Source organism: Muricoccus vinaceus, from assembly GCF_042433125.1.
Lineage (GTDB): Bacteria > Pseudomonadota > Alphaproteobacteria > Acetobacterales > Acetobacteraceae > Roseomonas > Roseomonas vinacea.
On record NZ_JBHLVZ010000047.1, the window covers coordinates 1 to 19,254 of the forward strand.

General features: G+C 65.9%; 17 protein-coding genes and 3 pseudogenes. 17 read left to right on the plus strand and 3 right to left on the minus strand.

Annotated features, from left to right (window positions below):
* Both ACFFIC_RS16425 and ACFFIC_RS16430 read left to right on the plus strand, forming a co-directional pair.
* A partial coding sequence (locus ACFFIC_RS16425) for a transposase (RefSeq protein ID WP_377052263.1) occupies positions 1–187 on the plus strand: 187 nt, incomplete at its 5' end.
* Positions 188–206: 19 nt separating this feature from the next.
* Positions 207–504 (plus strand): annotated as a pseudogene (locus ACFFIC_RS16430) (hypothetical protein); the annotation flags it as partial.
* A 50-nt stretch (positions 505–554) separates the two neighbouring features.
* Here ACFFIC_RS16430 and ACFFIC_RS16435 read toward each other — a convergent pair.
* Together ACFFIC_RS16435 and ACFFIC_RS16440 are read right to left on the minus strand one after the other, a co-directional pair.
* Complete coding sequence (locus ACFFIC_RS16435; protein WP_377052265.1) at positions 555–1,232, minus strand: hypothetical protein; 678 nt, start codon at positions 1,230–1,232, stop codon at positions 555–557.
* A gap of 226 nt (positions 1,233–1,458) precedes the next feature.
* A complete protein-coding gene (locus ACFFIC_RS16440) occupies positions 1,459–2,556 on the minus strand; it encodes an SMP-30/gluconolactonase/LRE family protein (RefSeq protein WP_377052267.1) in 1,098 nt (365 codons plus the stop codon).
* A 241-nt stretch (positions 2,557–2,797) separates the two neighbouring features.
* Here ACFFIC_RS16440 and ACFFIC_RS16445 point away from each other — a divergent pair, with 241 nt between their 5' ends.
* The gene (locus tag ACFFIC_RS16445; RefSeq protein ID WP_377052269.1) at positions 2,798–4,087 is read left to right on the plus strand and encodes a serine hydrolase domain-containing protein; all 1,290 of its coding nucleotides are present in this window, start codon (positions 2,798–2,800) and stop codon (positions 4,085–4,087) included.
* Positions 4,088–4,387: 300 nt separating this feature from the next.
* Here ACFFIC_RS16445 and ACFFIC_RS16450 read toward each other — a convergent pair whose 3' ends face one another.
* Positions 4,388–5,344: a transposase gene (locus ACFFIC_RS16450; protein WP_377052289.1), complete on the minus strand. Its 957-nt coding sequence runs from the start codon at positions 5,342–5,344 to the stop codon at positions 4,388–4,390.
* Between ACFFIC_RS16450 and ACFFIC_RS16455 the strand changes: the two are divergent.
* The 14 genes and pseudogenes from ACFFIC_RS16455 to ACFFIC_RS16520 form a co-directional block, all read left to right on the plus strand.
* Positions 5,294–5,452 (plus strand): annotated as a pseudogene (locus ACFFIC_RS16455) (IS256 family transposase); the annotation flags it as partial. The gene ACFFIC_RS16450 and the pseudogene ACFFIC_RS16455 sit on opposite strands and share 51 nt — an antisense overlap.
* A 288-nt stretch (positions 5,453–5,740) precedes the next feature.
* Positions 5,741–6,544: a DeoR/GlpR family DNA-binding transcription regulator gene (locus tag ACFFIC_RS16460; protein WP_377052271.1), complete on the plus strand. Its 804-nt coding sequence runs from the start codon at positions 5,741–5,743 to the stop codon at positions 6,542–6,544.
* 94 nt (positions 6,545–6,638) lie between these two features.
* Positions 6,639–10,724: an Ig-like domain-containing protein gene (locus ACFFIC_RS16465; RefSeq protein WP_377052273.1), complete on the plus strand. Its 4,086-nt coding sequence runs from the start codon at positions 6,639–6,641 to the stop codon at positions 10,722–10,724.
* Positions 10,725–11,163: 439 nt separating this feature from the next.
* Positions 11,164–11,676: an IS3 family transposase gene (locus ACFFIC_RS16470; RefSeq protein ID WP_377052291.1), complete on the plus strand. Its 513-nt coding sequence runs from the start codon at positions 11,164–11,166 to the stop codon at positions 11,674–11,676.
* A gap of 37 nt (positions 11,677–11,713) precedes the next feature.
* Positions 11,714–11,893: a hypothetical protein gene (locus ACFFIC_RS16475; RefSeq protein WP_377052275.1), complete on the plus strand. Its 180-nt coding sequence runs from the start codon at positions 11,714–11,716 to the stop codon at positions 11,891–11,893.
* A gap of 66 nt (positions 11,894–11,959) precedes the next feature.
* Positions 11,960–12,163 (plus strand): annotated as a pseudogene (locus ACFFIC_RS16480) (ion transporter); the annotation flags it as partial.
* Between the two features lie 52 nt (positions 12,164–12,215).
* Positions 12,216–12,725, plus strand: a complete 510-nt coding sequence (locus tag ACFFIC_RS16485; protein ID WP_377052297.1) for a hypothetical protein — start codon at positions 12,216–12,218, stop codon at positions 12,723–12,725.
* 13 nt (positions 12,726–12,738) lie between these two features.
* Positions 12,739–13,794 (plus strand): phosphate ABC transporter substrate-binding protein PstS, encoded by a 1,056-nt coding sequence (gene pstS, locus ACFFIC_RS16490; protein WP_377052277.1) that lies wholly within the window; start codon positions 12,739–12,741, stop codon positions 13,792–13,794.
* 101 nt (positions 13,795–13,895) lie between these two features.
* Positions 13,896–14,834 (plus strand): phosphate ABC transporter permease subunit PstC, encoded by a 939-nt coding sequence (gene pstC / locus ACFFIC_RS16495; protein ID WP_377052293.1) that lies wholly within the window; start codon positions 13,896–13,898, stop codon positions 14,832–14,834.
* A gap of 6 nt (positions 14,835–14,840) precedes the next feature.
* Positions 14,841–15,746 (plus strand): phosphate ABC transporter permease PstA, encoded by a 906-nt coding sequence (pstA, locus tag ACFFIC_RS16500; protein ID WP_377052279.1) that lies wholly within the window; start codon positions 14,841–14,843, stop codon positions 15,744–15,746.
* Positions 15,747–15,937: 191 nt separating this feature from the next.
* Positions 15,938–16,699: a phosphate ABC transporter ATP-binding protein PstB gene (gene pstB / locus ACFFIC_RS16505; RefSeq protein ID WP_377052281.1), complete on the plus strand. Its 762-nt coding sequence runs from the start codon at positions 15,938–15,940 to the stop codon at positions 16,697–16,699.
* A 22-nt stretch (positions 16,700–16,721) separates the two neighbouring features.
* Positions 16,722–17,432 (plus strand): phosphate signaling complex protein PhoU, encoded by a 711-nt coding sequence (gene phoU, locus ACFFIC_RS16510; RefSeq protein WP_377052283.1) that lies wholly within the window; start codon positions 16,722–16,724, stop codon positions 17,430–17,432.
* The gene (phoB, locus tag ACFFIC_RS16515) at positions 17,429–18,145 is read left to right on the plus strand and encodes a phosphate regulon transcriptional regulator PhoB (protein ID WP_377052285.1); all 717 of its coding nucleotides are present in this window, start codon (positions 17,429–17,431) and stop codon (positions 18,143–18,145) included. The genes phoU and phoB overlap by 4 nt, the downstream gene beginning before the upstream one ends.
* 113 nt (positions 18,146–18,258) lie before the next feature.
* Positions 18,259–19,119, plus strand: coding sequence for a helix-turn-helix domain-containing protein (locus ACFFIC_RS16520; protein WP_377052287.1), 861 nt, complete (start codon positions 18,259–18,261; stop codon positions 19,117–19,119).
* Positions 19,120–19,254: the final 135 nt, after the last annotated feature.

Consider the following 19,254-nt stretch of genomic DNA (forward strand, 5'->3'; position numbering starts at 1 on the left):
CCTGCCGCCCTACTCGCCCGACTTCAACCCAATCGAGAACGCCTTCGCTAAGCTCAAGGCTATTCTGCGCAAAGCCGCCGCTCGCAACCTCGACAACCTTTGGCGCACCATCGGGACCGCACTCCCTCAGTTCACGCCAGCCGAGTGCGCCAACCTCTTCACCGCCGCAAACTATGAGCCCAAATGAACGGAGTCTGCTCTAGGGTGCCACGGTCAGGCGCTTCCACTACGAGAGCCACGAACAGCTCCGCCAGCACCTCGCCGACTTCATTGCGGCCTATAACTTCGCCCGTCGCCCGTCGCCCGTCGCCCGTCGCCCGTCGCCCGTCGCCCGTCGCCCGTCGCCCGTCGCCCGTCGCCCGTCGCCTGAAGACGCTACGCGGCCTCACGCCCTACGAAGCCATCTGCAAAGCCTGCGATGCTTGTTCACGGTCAGGCGGCCGGAGTCGGGTAGCCGCAGGCCGCAGCTACCGCCGAGCCGAGACTTCCAGCAAGGGCGAGTAGGGCAGAGGCGTCCCCTGTCCGGGTTCGGCCAGCCGCTACAGCAGTTCCACTCAGGTCAGGTCGGCGTGGTCTTCTGCTCGCTTCTGCCTGGACGGGCGATGCTGGTGCGACACCGGCACAGCGGCAGGAAGGGGGAGTTGCATGGAGGGAGCGTCGTTCCGCCATTCCCGTGCCCCACGTGGCTGAGGCTCGGCCGTGGGTGCGTCAGTGACGCCCGGCACGGGCCAGAAGCACCTGACCCGGCCTTCCTCGCTGCGAAGCGCAAGGAAGACCACGCGCGTCACCTCGCCGTCCTCTCCGGTCTCCACGGCGAGGCGGAACATCAGCCCGTCCCCCTCACCCCCGCTGCCGAGCGCCGGAGCGAGCTGTTGCGCTTCACTCTCCTGCTGGCGGAGCGTGCGCTTGCTCGGCTCGTCGGCGTCACCCCAAAAGAAGCGCACTGGCACGCCCTCGATCCGAAAAACAAAATGGTGCGTCTCGTCCAGCACGCCGAGCCAGGGGTAACGGCCGGCTTCGGCGGCGCGGCGGAGCCGGTTGCGGCTGAAGGAGTAGGCGCGGCAGCCGATCAACCAGGCATCGTCGCCAGCCCAGCTGTCAGCCATGGCGAGCGCGTCGGTGCGCCCGCGGGCGAGCAGGCGGGCGCAGGCGGTGATGCGCTCCTCAGTCAGCGCGGGATGTAAGTCCCTGGCGAGGCGTGCCCTTGGGGCTGCTTCGGCCTTATTCGTCATGGGGGCAGCATAGCGCAGGGTGCTGCATCAGAGGACAGAGGAATGGAGGCGGTGTCCCGTGCACACTCTGCACGGGCCGATGCCACCGGCCCGCATCGTTTTCCTGACCCTTGCGGGTACGACACCTGAGGACCCGAGCTTGGTGACAACTTTTCGCCGGGGCAGGCAGCAAGGTCGAGCGGTTCGTTGACCGCTCGCCCCTGTGTCCATGCCCGGCCTTTGCGGTTCAGCAGAAATGCGCGCCACGTGTTTCCACAGGCACCACGTAAAGGCTCTGACTTGCGGTCATGAACAACTGATTTCGCCTCGTGCCACCGAAGCAGATGTTGGCGCAGATCTCCGGTAACCGGATCTGGCCGATGCGCTGCCCATCCGGCGCAAACACGTGCACACCGTCATACCCCTCACCAACCCAGCCGGCGCCCACCCAGACGTTGCCCTGCTCGTCGCAGCGAACACCGTCGCCGAAGCCCGATTTGCCGTTCAACTCCATGTCACAGAAGGTGCGCGGGTTGCGCAGGACCGGCCCGTCGACGTCATAAACCCAGATTATGTTCCTTGCCTGCGGGTAGTGGCTCGTGCCGCTGTCCGCCACGTAGAGCCGACGGTAGTCCGGGCTGAAGCAAAGGCCATTCGGCTTGAAGGCGTCGTCTGCCACCTTTGCCACCTGACCGCTCTGCGCATCGATGCGGTAGACTGCCTCCTTGATGAAGGGACGTGGGCTGTTCGCGCTCTCGGGCGTGCGCTGCCCCTCATAGTTCATGAGTGCTCCATAGCCGGGGTCGGTAAACCAGATGGCACCATCCTCCGGGTGCACGACACCGTCGTTGGGAGCGTTGAAGGGACCATCCGGGCCGCGTGCGGCGAGCACCGTACGCCGCCCGTCCGCCTCATAGCGCACCACGTCCCGATCGAAGTGCCGGAATGCGATATGCCGCCCTTCGCGATCAAAGGTATTTCCGTTCGAGAAGCCGGAGGGCGAGCGAAAGCGGCGGTGGACCGAGTGATCCTCCTCATTCAGACGTAGACACTCGTCGTTCGGGATGTCGGACCAGACAAGGAAACGACCAGTGGCATGCCAGGCCGGGCCTTCGGCCCAGCCGAAGCCCGTGGCCAGACGCCGGATGGAAGAGTTGCCAAGCGGAGCCTTGAAGCGCCTGGGATCAAGCGTAACGATATCTGCGTCCGGGTAGCGCACCGGTGGCGCACCGTGTTCATAACTCCGCTGTGCACTGGCAGGCATGGCAGCACCGGCCGCGAGCGCGCCAGCCACAGCGCCCAGCACAACACGGCGGCCGGTCGCAGTAGGCTCGTGTTTAATCATGTGTTTCTTCCCACAGTCGGGCCCGTTGCTCGGGCTCCTCTGGAAGGAACACTGGCACGGGCGCCAGCACCAGCACCAGCCGCAAGCTTCCTGGGCGGCGCCGTCATAGGCGCCCGCTTCCCTCAACCATCCCACCTGCCTCACGAGCTCTGCTGGCGGAACCCTTGACCCTTGGACGCTCCTGCGGACGAAATACCTCAGCCGGGAGACACAAAAGATCTCCGGCAGGAGGAACCTGAAAATGATTGTACGTCGGCATCTGTTCGCCTTGCTGGGGGCTGGGGCGCTCGCCGCCGGTGGCATCTCGTCCTGCCCGGCGCTGGCCCGTACGCCCGAAGCCCGCATGGCGAAGGTCGATGAGGCCGTCCGTGGGCTCGTCGAGGGACGCAGCACGCCGGGCATTGCGGTGCTGATCCTCCGGGAAGGCCGCCCCGTCTACAGCCGCAGCATGGGCACACGCGAGCCGGGCGGCACTGCGCCGATCGCCGACACGGACATGTTCCGCTTCGCGTCCATGACCAAGGCCGTCACCTCCGTCGCCGCGATGATCCTGGTCGAAGAGGGGCGGATCGGGCTGGATGAGCCGGTCAGTCGCTATCTTCCCGCGTTCTCGAACCTTCGGGTGCGCGGAGCTGATGGAAGCGACACGCAGGCCGCCCGGCCGCCCACCATCCGCGAGGTGATGACCCACACGGCGGGCTTTTCCTACAACTTCATCAACCGTCCGGTCATCGTGGATGCCTACCGCGAGGGGCGGGTCACCGACGGGCTGGACCAGCCGGATGTCACGACGGCCGAGGCGATGCGGCGGCTGGCCCTGGCGCCGCTCGGCTACCAGCCGGGAACAAGCTGGGAGTATTCCCTGGCCACGGATGTGCTCGGCGGAGTGATCGAGCAGGTGACGGGCGGCACGCTCGGCGCCTTTGTGACGGAACGGATTGCAAAGCCGCTGCGGATCGACAGCTGGGTCTTCAACGCGCCGGAGGCGGCACGGTCCCGCTTCGTGCCGGTGACACGTCCCGGGCAGCCCACGGGCACGCTTGGTACGGGCTATGTCCCGGTGGCAACGACCGAGGGCGTGCCTTATCCCGCGACGCGGGGCACCGCGACCCTCGACCCGAACCGGGCCTTCTCGCCGGTTGCCTATCACTCGGGTGGCGCGGGCATGAGCGGCACGCTGGGTGATTACGCGCGCTTCGCCCAGATGCTGCTGAACGAGGGTGAGCTGGATGGGGCCCGGGTGCTTCGCGCCGAGGCGGTCCGGCAGCTGACGACGAACGCCACGGGCACCATGCCGACGCTACGCGGGCCGGGTTGGGGCTTCAGCCTGGGCCTTGGCGTCGTGACCGACCCTGCCGCGGCCAAGACCGGCCTGCCCTCCGGCAGTTATGGATGGGGCGGCATCTACGGCACTCAGTTCTGGGTGGACCCGACGAACCGCGTGGTCGGGGTTGTCATGACGCAGACGGCCGTCATCGGATCGGGCCCGATCGCCAACGTGGTGCGGGAGGCATTCTACGCGCCGGACTAGGTCTGCCGCCGTGTCACCACAGTCTCCATCCGGTGCTGGAAACTAGGATGAAGATGCGGCCGGTGCATTGGCACGTGCAGCACGCGGCAGCGTGCAAGATCACGGCCGTGCATGGCCGTCTCGGAGACCGAGCGCAGAGGCTACGCAAGGTTGTTCTAGGCACGGGTGAGACCTGGGGCCGCAATCAGCGCGGCGAGCGAAGCCCACGGCCAAGGCGAAAATCCAAAAGGCCCCCTGACCTCGGGTGAGGTCATGGGGCTCTGCGTGCCTCCCACGAGGGAAGCCAGGGTTGAGGGGCGGCTACGAACCAGCGGCGTCGGGACGCATCTGCGCCCGGCGCTGCTGCCGGAGGACCGCGGCCCGGAAGCGGCGGAACTCGGGCACCCGCCGGAAGCGGGCGAGGTAGCCGTCATAGGTCAGCTCGCGACGGCACGGCGTGCAGATCAGCCATCCATGCTCCGGCCTGTTGAGGTTGCGGTGGAAGCAGTGATCGCACTCGGCGCCCAGCGCGATGCGGGCCGCCTCGGCCAGGGGATCTGTCAGCGCTCGCGCCAGAGCTGCTGTCACCTGACGGCTGACGCTATCAGCCCATGCCGCCTCAAGGAGCGCGAGCACGGTTGCTGCACGACGGAAATGGAGCAGACGATGGTGGCTTGCGGTGACATGCTGGTTGTGACGGACGCGAGGACGGAGGTGGTTGCGGAGTTCGTCGTGGCTGCGACAGAAGCGCTCCGCTGAAGTGAAGCTTCTGATCCCACGCATACATTGGATCCGGCCTTTGATGCCGCGGTGATCCTGTTCTCGCCGGTTATTCTTGAAGGCGCTGGCGCGCTGTTCAACCTGCTTGCCCAGCGCCGAGCGGATCGCGATTGGGTGCGAGCCATGCCCGTCCGTGGTGACCTGGTCGGGGATCATGCCTGTGTCCGACCTGGCAGATCGGAAGAACGTCTTGGCTGCCACCATGTCGCGGTGCTGGCTCGGCATAGTGTCGACCGGATCATCATTCCTGTCGATCGCCCGGTACAAGTAGCACCAGCGTCCACGGACCTTCAGGTATGTTTCGTCAACGTGCCAGGAGCGATGCCCAGGGGTCGCGTCCCTAGGCGTGATGTAGGACCTGACCGCGCCTGAGGGGCGGTCACCGCGGCGGTTTTCGGTAGGGTTTGGGTTGTCGAAACCTGCAACCCCGATCCTGGACCGACCACGATGACCGATGACGAGACTGCCCTTCGCGAGATGCTGGCGAAAGGCTCGGATGCGACCTTCCTGCGCGAGATGATCGGCTTTGCCGCCGAGCGGCTGATGGAACTGGGGGCAGGCGCGCTGACCGAGGCGGCTCCTGGTGATCGCAACCCGGGCCGCTTGGCAGCCCCTTCCATTGGTCGGGATTGTGGGGGCGCTAGTAAGCGCTCCTATCTTCGAGTGAATGTTGCTTCGATGTCGGTTTGATGACGCCCGGTGCGGGGCCACCAGTGAGACAGGGGGGGAGGGTGGGGGTTGCAGCGCCGGGCGGACGGGCGCGATCCGCTGAAGGGACGGCTGCTATGGCGAATTTTACCCTCGGTCGGGCTACATGAATCCTTCTTCGACGTGTCATCCAACGCAGAGCATGCGCTCGTTAGAACGGCCGGCATGAGCAGTTCGAGTTTTCAAATGAACATCCCTGGCGTCGCCTCCCAGGCGCGGCAGGCGATGATCGCGGAGATGCTGAGGACCCGGGACTTCCTTCGGGTTGACGAGCTTGCCGTGCAGTTCGACGTGACGACCCAGACCATCCGCCGCGACATCAACGGCCTTTGTGAGCAGGGCGTGGCACGCCGGCGCCACGGCGGCATCACCTGTCCCTTCAGCACCAACATGAGCTTCCGCGACCGCCAGGTGATGAACGGCACGGCGAAGCGGCAGATCGGCGCGGCCGTGTCGCGGCACGTGCCGGATGGCGCCTGCGTTTCCTTCGGCATTGGCACCACACCGCAGATCGTGGCCGAATGCCTCTCCGGGCATCGCGGGCTGAAGATCGTAACCAACAACCTGCCCCTCGCCCTCGCCGCCGCGCAGAACCCCGAATTCGAGGTGGCGATCGCCGGCGGCACGGTCCGCACCGGAGACCTCGATGTGTGCGGCCCGGCGGGCGAGGAACTGTTCGGTGCCTACCACGTGGACATCGCGATCTTCGGCGTCGGTGGCGTGGACGAGGACGGCCTGCTGCTCGACTACTCGCGCGAGGAGGTGCGCATCCGCGAGGTGATGATGCGCAACGCCCGGCGCTCCTTCCTCGTGCTCGACTCTTCCAAGTTCGGCCGCCCCGCCCATGTGCGCGGCGGACGGATCGAGGACGTCTCCGCGGTCTTCTGCGACGCGGAGCTGCCGCCGGCCATCCAGGACCGGCTGGCGCAATCCGGCACGGCCATCGCGCCGTGCCCGCCCCTGCCGACGAGCGATCCCGCCCGCCCCTGAACGCCTACTTCCCTCCCTTCATCCCTTCATCCCTTCATCCCTCCAGCCGGCCGCTGCCCGCGGTCGGGCGGCCAGCGACGCCCCGAGAGACAACATGACCTTCGAGATCTTCGGCCACCGCGGCACGAACCCCTACACCGACCACTCCGCCGAGGCGCACGCCGCGGCCATGGACTGGGGCGCGGACTGGGCCGAGTTCGACATTCAGATGACCTCGGACGGCGTGCTCGTGGTCGCCCACGACACGGGCACCATCCCCTCCACCACCCTAGCCAAGCTGCTGGCCGCCAGCCCCGGCACTATGACGCTGAACCAGGCGCTCGACCTCGTCGCCGCGAAGGAGGCGGAAACCGGGCGCGAGATCAAGATCAGCATCGAGATGAAGAACCCGTCCACCCACGCTGCGAAGGGCCTGGACATGCCGCAGGCCCTCGTGGACCTGCTGGTGGAGCGGGGAATCACCAGCACGGAGGATATTTCCGTCTCCTCCTTCGACACGGCAGCCACCCAGCGCCTCGCCACCACGCTCTATCCAGCCGCGGGCATCAGCACCTCCGTCGACTATGTTGGCTACAGTTTCGCAAGCGTGAACCTCGCCAATGTCGCGAAGTGGGCAGACACCATCTCCGTCAACACGCCCTACCTTTCCGCCGACCTGGTGGCCAAGGCCCATGCGCAGGGTCTGAAGGTCTATGCCTGGACCCACACCGGCACGGGCGAGGAGCTGCAGAGTCTCATCGACATGGGGGTGGATGGCGTCTACTCCGACAACACCCGCCTGGCTCGCGAATACGTCGACTCTGCCGAGGGCTACAACACCGTCTATGGCGGCACCGGCGCCGGCGTGGTCAGCGGCACGAACGGCCACGACATCGTCTATGGCCTGCAAGGCAACGACACCCTCCTCGGGGGCGCCGGGCACGATGTGCTGAACGGCGACGGCGGGAACGACGTGATCGTCTCGGGCGCTGGCGGCAGCAGCCTGCGCGGTGGCGGCGGCAACGACGTGCTGTTCGGCGGCACCGGCGCCGACACCCTGGCCGGCGGCGTCGGCAACGATGCGATCGTGGCGGGCGCGACCGACACCATCCGCTACGCGGCCGGGGACGGGATCGACCTCGTCTCGGCTGCCACGGGTAGCGCGGTGGTGGTCGAGGGCATCGCCTCCCGCCAGATCGCGGTCAGCGCGCTCGGCGACGACCTGCTGGTGGCCTTTGCCGACGGCGGCGCCCTGGTCTTCAAGAAGGGGGAAATGCCCGGCACCATCACCTTCGCGGACGGGGTGAGCCTGACGGGCGAGGAACTGGCCGCCGCAGCCGCTGGTGCCCCCCCCGGCGGGGTCGCCGCCGTCATTGCCGCGCTGGAGGCCGCGCGCGCGGCGGCCGGGCCCGCCCTCGCCCTGCCCCTCGCGCCCAACCTGATCGAGAACGGCAGCTTCGAGAACATCGATGGCACGCTGGTGCGCGATTGGGGCCGTTATGACCCGGACGGCAAGATGTCCGGCTGGGTGAATCTCGCCAGCGGCCGGGTGGAGCAGCACCAGGATACGGTCAGCGGCGTGAAGGCGGTTGAAGGTGCCTATTGGACGGACATGGATGGCAACCTGAACAACGTTCAGATCGCCCAGACCGTGGAAGGCGTGGACAAGGGCGCCACCTACCAGCTCAGCTTCCAGATCGCCGACACCGACCTGAAGGACACGACCGAGAAGCTGACCGTCACCTATGGCGGCACCGTGGTCTATTCCGGGGCGCCGAAGGGCGCAGCCTGGGAGACGGTCAACGTCAAGGTCGTCGGCGGCTCGGGCAACGGCTCCGACACGCTCGTCTTCGCGCAGAGCGGCGGCACCCTGAACGGCGCAGGCCTGGCGCTGGACAACGTGGCGATGATCAGGACCGTCGCGGCCCCGGCGGGCGCCGGTGATGGCAACCTGATCTTCAATGGCGGCTTCGAAAATATCAACGGCACCGACTACCGCGACTGGGGCCGCTACAGCGAGGCCGGCGTGATGCCGGGCTGGGACAACCTCGGCACCGGCCGCGTGGAACAGCACCGCGACACGGTTGCCGGCGTCAGCGCCGCGAAGGGGCAGTACTGGACGGACCTGGACGGCTGGCAGAACAACGTCCAGCTCGCGCAGGACGTGCAGGGCGTGGTGGAGGGCGCGGCCTACCGGCTCAGCTTCGGGATCGCCGACACCGACCTGAAGGATACGGAGAGCCTCACCGTCACCTATGGCGGGGTGGTCGTGTACCAGGGCGCGCCGAAGGGCGCCGCATGGGAGACGATTTCCGTGGGGGTCATCGGCGGCTCCGGCAACGGCTCCGACCGGCTCGTCTTCTCGCAGACCAGCGGCAAGCTGGACGGCGCCGGCCTGGCGTTGGACGAGGTCTCCCTGGTCAAGACCGCTGATCCCAACGCGCCGGTCCTGGCGCAGGCCGACACCATTCAGGTGGCGGCCGGCGGCACCGAGGCGGGCCTCGCAACCGTCGTGGTCGCCAATGACAGGGATGCCGACGCGGGCGACGTGAAGACCCTCGTCTCCGTGGACACCGCCGGCACTCTCGGCACCGTGTCCTTCGACGCCGCGACGCAGGCCCTCTCCTACGCGGCATCCAACCCCGCCTTCGCGGCGCTCGGGGCTGGCGCGACGGCGATCGACAGTTTCGGGTACACGGTCACCGACGGGCGGGGCTCGAACTCCGGCGCGGTGGTCTCGGTCACTGTGGTTGGTGTGAACGACGCCCCTGTGGTCGCGGCACCCCTCCACGCGGCGGCGACGGAGGACGGTGCGGCCGTGTCCCTCCTCGCGCTGGAGGGCGCGACCGACATCGACGCCGGCACCACCCTCTCCGTGGTGCTGGGCGAGGCCTCGCTGCCCGCAGGCCTGTTCTTCGATGCGGCGACGGGCCGCCTCGCGCTCGATCCATCCGCCACGGCCTATCAGGCGCTGCGCGACGGCGAGACGGCGCTGGTCACCGTGGCCTATGGCGTCACCGACGGCGCCGAGACGGTCGGCACCTTCGCCACCTGGGAGGTCACGGGTGTCAATGACGGTCCGGTCGCCACGGCGGATACGGCCGCCGCCCTTGAGGATGGCGCGCCCGTCCTGATCGACGCCCTGGCCAACGACACGGACGCCGATCTCGGCGACACCTTGACCCTCGTGTCCCTCGACACCACCGGCCTGGTCGGCTCGGCGGCGATTCTGAACGGGGCCATCAGCTACGATGCCGGTGGGGAGTTCCAGTCCCTGATGGCGGGCGCCCAGGCGGAACAGGTCATCCACTACACGGTGCAGGACGGCTACGGCGCGACCTCGACCGCCTCGCTCACCCTGACCGTGACAGGCGTCAACGACGGCCCGATTGCGGCAGACGACGCGGCCGCCGTGGCGGAGGACGCCACCTCCTCCAACCTGTGGGCAACGCTGCTGGGCAACGATACGGACATGGACGCGGGCGACAGCCATTCGATCGTTTCCGTGGACACGGCCAGGCTGAAGGGCACCGTCGCGTTCGACGCGGCGACGAAGACCCTGACCTACTCCGCCAATGCCGACGAGTTCGACCTTCTGGCGAAGGGCGCCTCGGTGAAGGAGAGCTTCTCCTACACCATGGCCGACAGCGCCGGCGCGATCTCGACCGCCCAGGTAACGGTCACCGTAACGGGCGGTCTCAACAACGCCGAGATCGCCGGGACGAACAAGGCAGAGACACTCACCGGCAACGACGGCGAGGACGTCATTCACGGCGGCAACGACAACGACGTCCTGTCCGGCCTCGACGGCTCGGACCAGATCTGGGGCGAGAACGGCGACGATCAGATCCTTGGCGGGAAGAGCATCGACTATCTCTTCGGTAACCGAGGCAACGACGTCCTTGACGGCGGAGAAGGCAACGACGTGGTCGACGGCGGTCAGGGCAACGACAATCTCACCGGCGGAGCGGGTTCCGACCTCTTCGTCTACTCGGCCTCCCTTCCCGCAGGGTCCGACATCGTTACGGACTTCGTGGTCGGCATTGATCGCATTCGGTTTGAGGGCATCGCATCCTACAAGATTACTCAAATGGACGTCGACCACAGCGGTAGCGCCGACAGCGTGATCTCCTTCGCCGGCAGTTCCGTCACCCTCCTCGGCGTGTCCGGCGTTTCCGACTGGAACACGCTGATGGGCTAGCGGAGCATCTCCAGGGGAAGACGGATCTCTTCTCCTGGAACTCCCTAAACGCTCTTCAGAGTTTCCAAGAGCGCGGCTCTAGCACAGGTTCTGTCAGCGCTCGCGCCAGAGATGGCTTCGCATGCCGGCTGATGCGCTCAGCCTAGCCTGCTTCAAGGATGGCGAGCACAGTGGCGGCACGACGGAGATGAAGCATGCGACGGCGGTCAGCAGGAACATGTGTTGATTTGCACTGAGAACTGACCCGGGGAGTGGAGTGCACCCTTCCCGGTGGACGGTTTGGGCAATATGGATTGACCCTCCTGCCCGTGCTTCCGGAGGATGGAAGTCATGGCACGGCATCGCTCCACAGTGTCGCGTCGCCCGCGGGTGCGAACTGATGGGGCTCTCCCGGTTGACCTTCCACGACACGGCCCCCGTTCCTCTGGAGGAGTAGAGCCTGCTCCCCCAGGTCGGCGCCATCTGCGACGAGTTCGAGTGCTACGGATATCGCCGGGGCGGGGCGGCGCTCCGTCAGCAGGGTGTCGTGGTAAACGGCAAGACGCTTCGGCGCCTGATGCGCGAGCACGGCCTGCAGCCCATGCGACATCGCCGCTACTTGGTGACGACGGACAGCAACCACGAAGGCCCGATCTTTCTGGACCTCGCCAGGGGTGTCGTTCCCGACCGCCCCAACCAACTCCGGATCGCGGACCAGACCTACGTGCCCCTCCCAGGCGGCTTCGTCTACTTGGCCGCCGTTCTGGACGCCTGGTCACGCAAGGTGGTCGGCTACGCCATCAGCCGGTCCATGGACGCCCGGATCGCCGTGGCGGCGCTGAAGGCGGCCTTCCGGAACCGCGCGCCACCCAAGGGCTGCGTTCACCACTCGGACCGCGGGTCGCGATACGCATTGGAGGCGTGTCGCGAGCCGCTCGCCGCCCACGGTCCGACGGGTTCAATGAGCCGATAAGGCAACCCCCAACGACAACGCCAAGGCCGGGAGCTTCATGAACACGCTCAAGGTCGAGGCCGTTTGCCTGGCCGTTTACGAGACCTTCGGGGACATCAGCGCCGACCTTCCGCCGTTCATCCACAACTCACGACGGCTTCACTCGGCTTTGGGCTCTCTCAGCCCCGTGCAGTTCGAGGATCAACACGCCCGGCAGGGGGTCAACACAAGGGCCTGAGCCCGTCCACTCACAAGGGCGCACTCCACCTCAAGTGGAGACTTGGCCGTCCTCTGCTCGCTCCATGTGCTGCGGGTACTCCGGCTGCTCTCCGTCGTCCCATCCCTGTGCCACATGGTTGGGGCCATGCCGGCCGCCCTTCCCGCGATGGGCAGCATTGTCCAGCTGACGGGCCTGATGTTCTACGTCTCGGGCGTGATGGCGACCAAGCTGTTCGGCGAGACCTTGCCGGAGCGGTTCGGGACCCTCGGCGATTCCATCTTCGCCCTGTTTCAGCCAATGACCCTGGAAGTCTGGACCGAAAATCTGGGCCGAGGACGTCGTGAAACCGGCGACGGAGCACCACCCCGGCATCCTACTGTTCTTCATCCCCTTCATTGTCATCTCAACCTTTGTAGTGCTGAACCTCTTCCTCGGGGTGATCGTCGAGGGCACCCAAACGCCCTGGGAAAGCCGAAAGAGTGCCGATGGCGACGCTGCCCAGGCCGCCACGGACGCTGCGGCATCTGCCGCCCATATGGACAGTCACATGTCGATGGCGGAGGTGCGCGCCCTGCGGCTGGAGATTGCCGGCTTGCGAGCTGAAAGAGGCTTGCGGCAAGTGGATGACCCTGGACCAAACCCCGGAGAACAAGAGCGCTCGCAAGTTATGGCCGCGAAGGTGTACCCTCCACCGCCCACTGCTACTCCTGGTTGGATTACCTGTCTCCTGACTGGTGGCTGTCATATATGTTTCATCAAAACGCAACCGAGAGGTCGCGACCGGCTCCTAGGTTCCGGCCGCGACCTGGAGCACTCCACTGTTGTGGTCCTGGCCGCCAACCTTGCTTGACGGAGACCACACGGTGAATCGACGCAGCCTTCTGCTCACGGCCGCCCCCCTGATCGGCGCCAGCATGCTCGGCGGCCGTCCGGCCTCTGCCCAGCAGGCCTCCATCACGGGCGCAGGCGCCACCTTCCCGAACCCGGTGTACCAGAAGTGGGCCGAAGCGGCTCGCTCGAGCGCCAGCATCTCCCTGAACTACCAGTCGGTCGGCTCGGGCGCCGGGCAGGCCCAAATCCGCAACCGCACCGTGGACTTCGGTGCCTCTGACGCCCCGATGTCCTCCGATGCGCTGCGTGAGGCCAATCTGATGCAGTTCCCCACCGTCATGGGTTCGCTGGTCGCCATCGTGAATATCGAAGGCGTGACCGACAATCAGATGAAGCTTACGGGTGAGCTGCTGGCCGACATCTACCTCGGCAAGGTCACCAAGTGGAACGATCCCCGGATCGTCGAACTGAATCCTGGCCTCCGCCTGCCCTCCACGGCGATCGCCCCCGTCTACCGGGCCGACGGCTCGGGTACGACCTTTGTGTGGGTGTCCTACCTGGCCGCGGTTAGCCCGGAGTGGAAGAGCAAGGTCGGCGTTGGGACCTCGGTCCGCTTCCCCGCTGGCACCGGCGCCCGCGGCAACGAGGGCGTCGCCGGCACCGTCCGCAACGTTCGTGGCGCGATCGGTTATGTCGAGAACGCCTACGCCACTCAGAACAAGCTGGTCTCCACCCAGATCCGTAACAAGTCCGGCGCCTTTGTGCAGCCGACCGAGGAGGCCTTCCTGGCGGCGGCTCAGAATGCCGACTGGTCTGCGCCTGACTTCGCCGCCAACCTGATCGACACCCAGGGTGCCACGTCCTGGCCGATCGTCAGCCCCACCTTCATCATCGTGCCCAAGAACCCGACCGATGCTGACAAGGCCCGCAACGTGATGCGGTTCTTCGACTGGGCGTACAAGAATGGTGACCAGCTGGCGAAGGACCTTGAGTACATTCCGCTGCCGAACACCGTGAAGGAAGCGGTGCGCGCTGCCTGGGCAGCCAACATCATGGTGAATGGTCAGCCGGTCTGGACCGGCCGCTGATCCATACGCCTGCATTCTGATACCCGGGCGGCGAGGTCTCGCCGCCCGGCCCAGATCCGGAGACGACCTTGTCCGATGCCGTAGCCACACCGAACGCAGCGATGCCCACGCGGTCTCGGAAGTCCACCGCCTTCGGTGATGCCCTCTTTGCCGGACTGTGCCGCAGTGCGGGCGTACTCGTGCTCCTGCTCCTGGGCGGCATCATCGTTGGACTCCTGATCGGCGGCTGGGATGCCCTGAGCAGGTTCGGAATACCATTCCTTTGGGGAACGAACTGGGATCCCGTTGAAGGGGTGTTTGGCGCCGGGGTCTCGGTCTACGGAACCGTCCTCACCGCTGTCCTCGCCATCGTCCTTGCCGTCCCTCTTGCATTCGGCGTGGCCTTCTTTCTGACCGAGCTGGCGCCCACCTGGCTTCGCGGTCCGCTTGGAACCGCTGTCGAACTCCTCGCCGCCGTTCCCTCGATCATCTTCGGCATGTGGGGCTTCTTCGTTATCGTCCCGGTGATGGCCACCTACATACTACCCCCCATTATTGACACGGTTGGCGAGCTCCCGATCATCGGCTCCCTGTTCCAGGGGCCTCCCTTTGGGACCGGGCTGTTCACCGCCGCCTTCATCCTGGCGATCATGATCCTCCCCTTCATTGCCGCAACCATGCGGGACGTGTTCCTCCAGGTGCCCGGCGTCTTCAAAGAGAGCGCCTACGGCCTCGGTGCCACCCGTTGGGAGGTTATGCGGAAGGTGGTCCTTCCCTACACCCGCACCTCGGTCGTTGGCGGCATCATGCTGGGACTGGGGCGTGCCCTGGGTGAGACCATGGCGGTCACCTTCGTCATCGGAAACGCCAACCGGATCTCGCCTTCGATCTTTGGCCCGGGCAACACGATCGCATCGCTGGTCGCCCTGGAGTTTGGCGAGAGCGAGCTTGGGAGCCTCAAGCTCTCCGCCCTTCTCGCCCTCGGCTTCATCCTCTTCGTGATCTCCTTCGTGGTGCTGGCCACCTCCCGCTGGCTGCTCCGCTCCCGGCTGAAGGTCTGACCGCTCATGAGCACGACAATGGATGCTCCCAACCGTCAGCCATCATCCGTTGGGAAGCGCGACGCCGCGGTAGCCCTGCGGCTCGGTAAGCGCCGCCGGATGATGGACCAGCTCGTCCGCCTGTTCTGCATCATCGCCACCGTCATCGCCGTTGGCTTCCTGATCTCGATCCTGTTGACGCTGATCATCCGGGGCGTCGAAGCGCTCGGGCCCAGGGTCTTCACCGAGATCACCTTGCCTCCCGGTTCGAACGGCGGCCTACAGAACGCCATTGTGGGTAGCCTTATCCAGGTGGCTATCGGAACCGCCATCGGGACACCGATCGGTCTGCTGGTGGGCACCTATCTGGCGGAGTACTCCCGCGGCTCCGCCATGGGAGGCGCAGTCCGGTTCGTCTCGGACATCCTTCTTTCCGCGCCGTCCATTCTCATCGGCCTCTTTGTCTATCAGATCCTGGTTGTCCCCTTCGGTGGCTTCTCAGGGTGGGCCGGTTGCGTGGCGCTGGCGATCATCGTCATCCCCATCGTGGTTCGCACCACCGAGGACATGCTCCGCTTGATCCCGGACACGCTCCGAGAGGCGGTGATCGGGCTAGGGTCGCCCAAGTGGAAGATGGTCACCATGGTCGGCTGGCGGGCTGCCGCATCGGGCATCCTGACCGGAGTGCTGCTGGCGGTCGCACGCGTGGCTGGAGAGACAGCTCCGTTGCTGTTCACTTCACTCGGCAACAACGGCTGGAACATCAACCTGGCGAACCCTTTCCCCAGCCTACCGATTGCCATCTACAGCTTTGCCGCCTCCCCGTACGAGGACTGGATCTCCCTCGCCTGGACAGGCGCTCTCGTGATCACCGTGGGTGTCCTCGCCCTCAACATCTGCGCGCGGGCCGTCCTGCGCGCGCCCAAGCAGTAGAGAGCACCATGAGCGGAAGCGCCCCCTTGTCCTCGACCCCGACTTCGATCCAGCCCATCCCCGGCCTGCCGTCGCTTGGGACCGGAGTGCCGTCCGGGGCCGAGCCGACAGTTCGGCAGACCAAGGATGTCGCCCCAAAGCCTGCGGGCGGACAGAACTCGTTCGGAGGCATGACGGCTCGCTCGAGTGCTATGATGAACCGCACCCGGCTTGCCATCCGTGACCTGAACTTCTTCTACAACACGAACAAGGCGCTCAAGGGCATCACGCTGGACCTGCCGGACCGCCAGGTCACCGGCATGATCGGTCCCTCGGGCTGCGGCAAGTCCACGCTGCTGCGCGTGCTGAACCGCATGTACAGCCTTTATCCGGGCCAGCGGGCCGAGGGCGAGGTGATGCTGGATGGACAGAACATCATCGACCCGGATCTCGACCTGAACGAACTTCGGTCGAAGATCGGCATGGTCTTCCAGAAGCCGACCCCGTTTCCGATGACGATCTACGAGAACGTCTCCTTTGGTATCCGCCTGCACGAGAAGCTCAACCGGGCTGAGCTGGACGAGCGTGTGGAATGGGCGCTGACCCGGGCGGCCATTTGGAACGAGGTCAAAGACCGCCTGAACAGCTCCGCCATGGGCCTCTCGGGCGGCCAGCAGCAGCGCCTCTGCATCGCCCGCACCATCGCGGTCCGGCCCGAGGTGATCCTGTTCGACGAGCCGACCAGCGCGCTCGACCCCATCAGCACCCTCAAGATCGAGGAGCTGATCGACGAGCTGAAGCGCGACTTCACCATCGCCATCGTCACGCACAACATGCAGCAGGCCGCCCGCTGCGCCGACCAGGTGGCCTTCTTCTACCTGGGCGAGCTGGTGGAGGTGGCGCCTGCCGCCCAGCTCTTCACCGCGCCAAAGCACACCCGCACCCAGGAATACATCACCGGTCGCTTCGGCTGACACGGCAGGAGAGGACAGTCAGATGGACCGCACCGTGAAGTCATACGAGGGAGACCTCCGTCACCTCCGGGATCTGATCGCCCGCATGGGCGGCCTGGCCGAGCGTCAGGTGGCCGACAGCGCCTATGCCCTGGTGCGGCGGGACGTGGAACTTGCGGGCGAGGTGGTGAGCCGCGACGCCCCGATCGACGCGCTGGAGCGCGAGGTGGACGCCTTCTGCGTCCGCCTGCTGGCGCTGCGCCAGCCCATGGCCGGCGACCTCCGCTTCATCATCGCGGCGCTCAAGATCAGCCAGGACATCGAGCGCATCGGCGACTACGCCCGCAACGTGGCCAAGCGCGCCATCATCATCTCCGGCCAGCCCTTCCTGGGCGGGGTGAACGGCTTCCAGTGGATGGCCCAGATGGTGCAGCGCAACCTCAAGGACAGCATCGACGCCCTTCTGCGCGAGGATGCCGAACTCGCCGAGCGCGTCTGGGCCGCCGACGCCCCGGTGGACGACATCTACACCGGCATCTTCCGGGAGATGCTGACCCACATGATGGAGGACCCGCGCAACATCACCGCGGCCACCCACATGATGTTCATCGCCAAGAACTTCGAGCGCATCGGCGACCACGCCACCAACATCGCCGAGACAGCCCACTACGCCATCAATGGAGCCATCCTGCCGGACGAGCGCCCCAAGGCCGACATATCGGCTGACCTGCCATCGACCCAGGCCACAGCATGAGGAGCTCCTCGCTACCCGAGCACCAACGCCCGACCATCCTGGTGGTGGAGGACGAGGCACCGCTGCTCACCCTGCTGCGCTACAACCTGGAAAAGCAGGGCTTCCGCGTGGAAGAGGCGACGGATGGCCCGGAGGCTCTGCTCAAGGTAAACGAGGCCAAGCCCGACCTGATGCTGCTGGACTGGATGCTTCCGGCCATGTCGGGGATCGAAGTCTGCCGCCAGCTTCGCCGTCGCCCTGACACGCGGGACCTGCCGATCATCATGGTCACCGCCCGCACGGAGGAGGCGGACGCGGTGCGGGCGCTCGACACCGGCGCGGACGACCACATCGGCAAGCCCTTCACCATCGAGGCGCTGCTGGCCCGCATCCGCGCCGTGATGCGGCGCGCCGCGGGGCCGGCCACCAAGGGCGCCCTGTCCTGGCATGACATCGCCATGGACCAGGACGCGCACCGCGTGACCCGCGGCGGCCGCAACCTGCACCTGGGCCCCACCGAGTACCGCCTGCTGGAATTCTTCCTCCAGCACCCCGGCCGCGTGTTTTCCCGCGAACAGCTTCTGGATGCCGTCTGGGGCCGCGACATCCACGTGGAGCTCCGCACGGTGGACGTCCATATTCGCCGCCTGCGCAAGGCCGTGAACGGCGACAACGACACCGACGTCATCCGCACCGTCCGGAGTGCGGGCTATGCCCTGGATGTTGAGGGCTGATTGTCTGGAAGGTGCTTGTCGCTCGGTTCATCTCTGAACGTGTGGACGTCAGCATCCCCGTGCGGATCTTCCAAGTTTCATGAGCCAGAAACGTTAGGGAGTACAGATGGGCCATGAGTGAGTTCCCGGCCGAGGGACCACAGGGCCGAAAAGCTGGCTTCTCAAAGTCAAGTCGACTTGTACTTTCCCAAAGGACTCGAGCAGTTGAACTCGGCGCCCTGCGCACGATCCTGACCATCCAGGCCTTCGACATTCTTGTGCTTCTTGCTCGGCACGCTCCTGAGGCGGTCGACAAGGCCACCATCGCCCGAGAAATCGGGCTCTTCTCTAGAGTTGAGTTAGACGGCGCTGTTCGCGTTCGTGTCAGCATGCTGCGGGTTCAGCTCAGGGCGATCGGGTTTCCCGAAGTCATCCTGTCCGGTCCGGGTCGAGCCTACCGCCTTTCGGAGTGGATCACGCCAGAGGTCGTGGAGGGGTCCGAGAACCCAGACCTGCCGAGCAGTGGAATTCGGGCAGCCTGCACAACGTCTCATAGGAAAGGCCGTGGCCCACTTCGCCGTGGGACGGCGGATGTGAGCCGTGGTGCCGGGAGGGATGCGCAGGAAGACCATTTGCTCGGTGATCCCGAACGCCCACCTTCAGGGATAGTGCTTACCCAATTCGGGCTGTTGGACCTCAAAAACCGCGCGTTGGATTTCGGCTCTGGGCGTCTGAACTTCGCAACCTTCAGGGATTTTGAATTCGTGGCGGCGGTTATGCGAGCCAGTAGCGCCGAAGTCGAAGAGGCACTCCTGCTGGAGCTCTGCAACTACGCCCCGGGCCGATTTGGACCACAGGTACTCAGGCGGACGTCGAGGCGCCTGAATGCTCTCCTAGAGAAGGTAGATGCGCCTTTTAGAATCGAACCCTGCGCAAAACCGTATGGGTCAGCATACCGAGGAGTGGCGGTTCCCACCGACGGCGCGGAGAACTGATCCGTAAATTCAATCTGCCCACGCGTCTTGCCGGCCAGGCCAGCACGAGACGTGCGAACAGCAGTGCTCCGACTAGAGCAGACTCCGTTCATTTGGGCTCATAGTTTGCGGCGGTGAAGAGGTTGGCGCACTCGG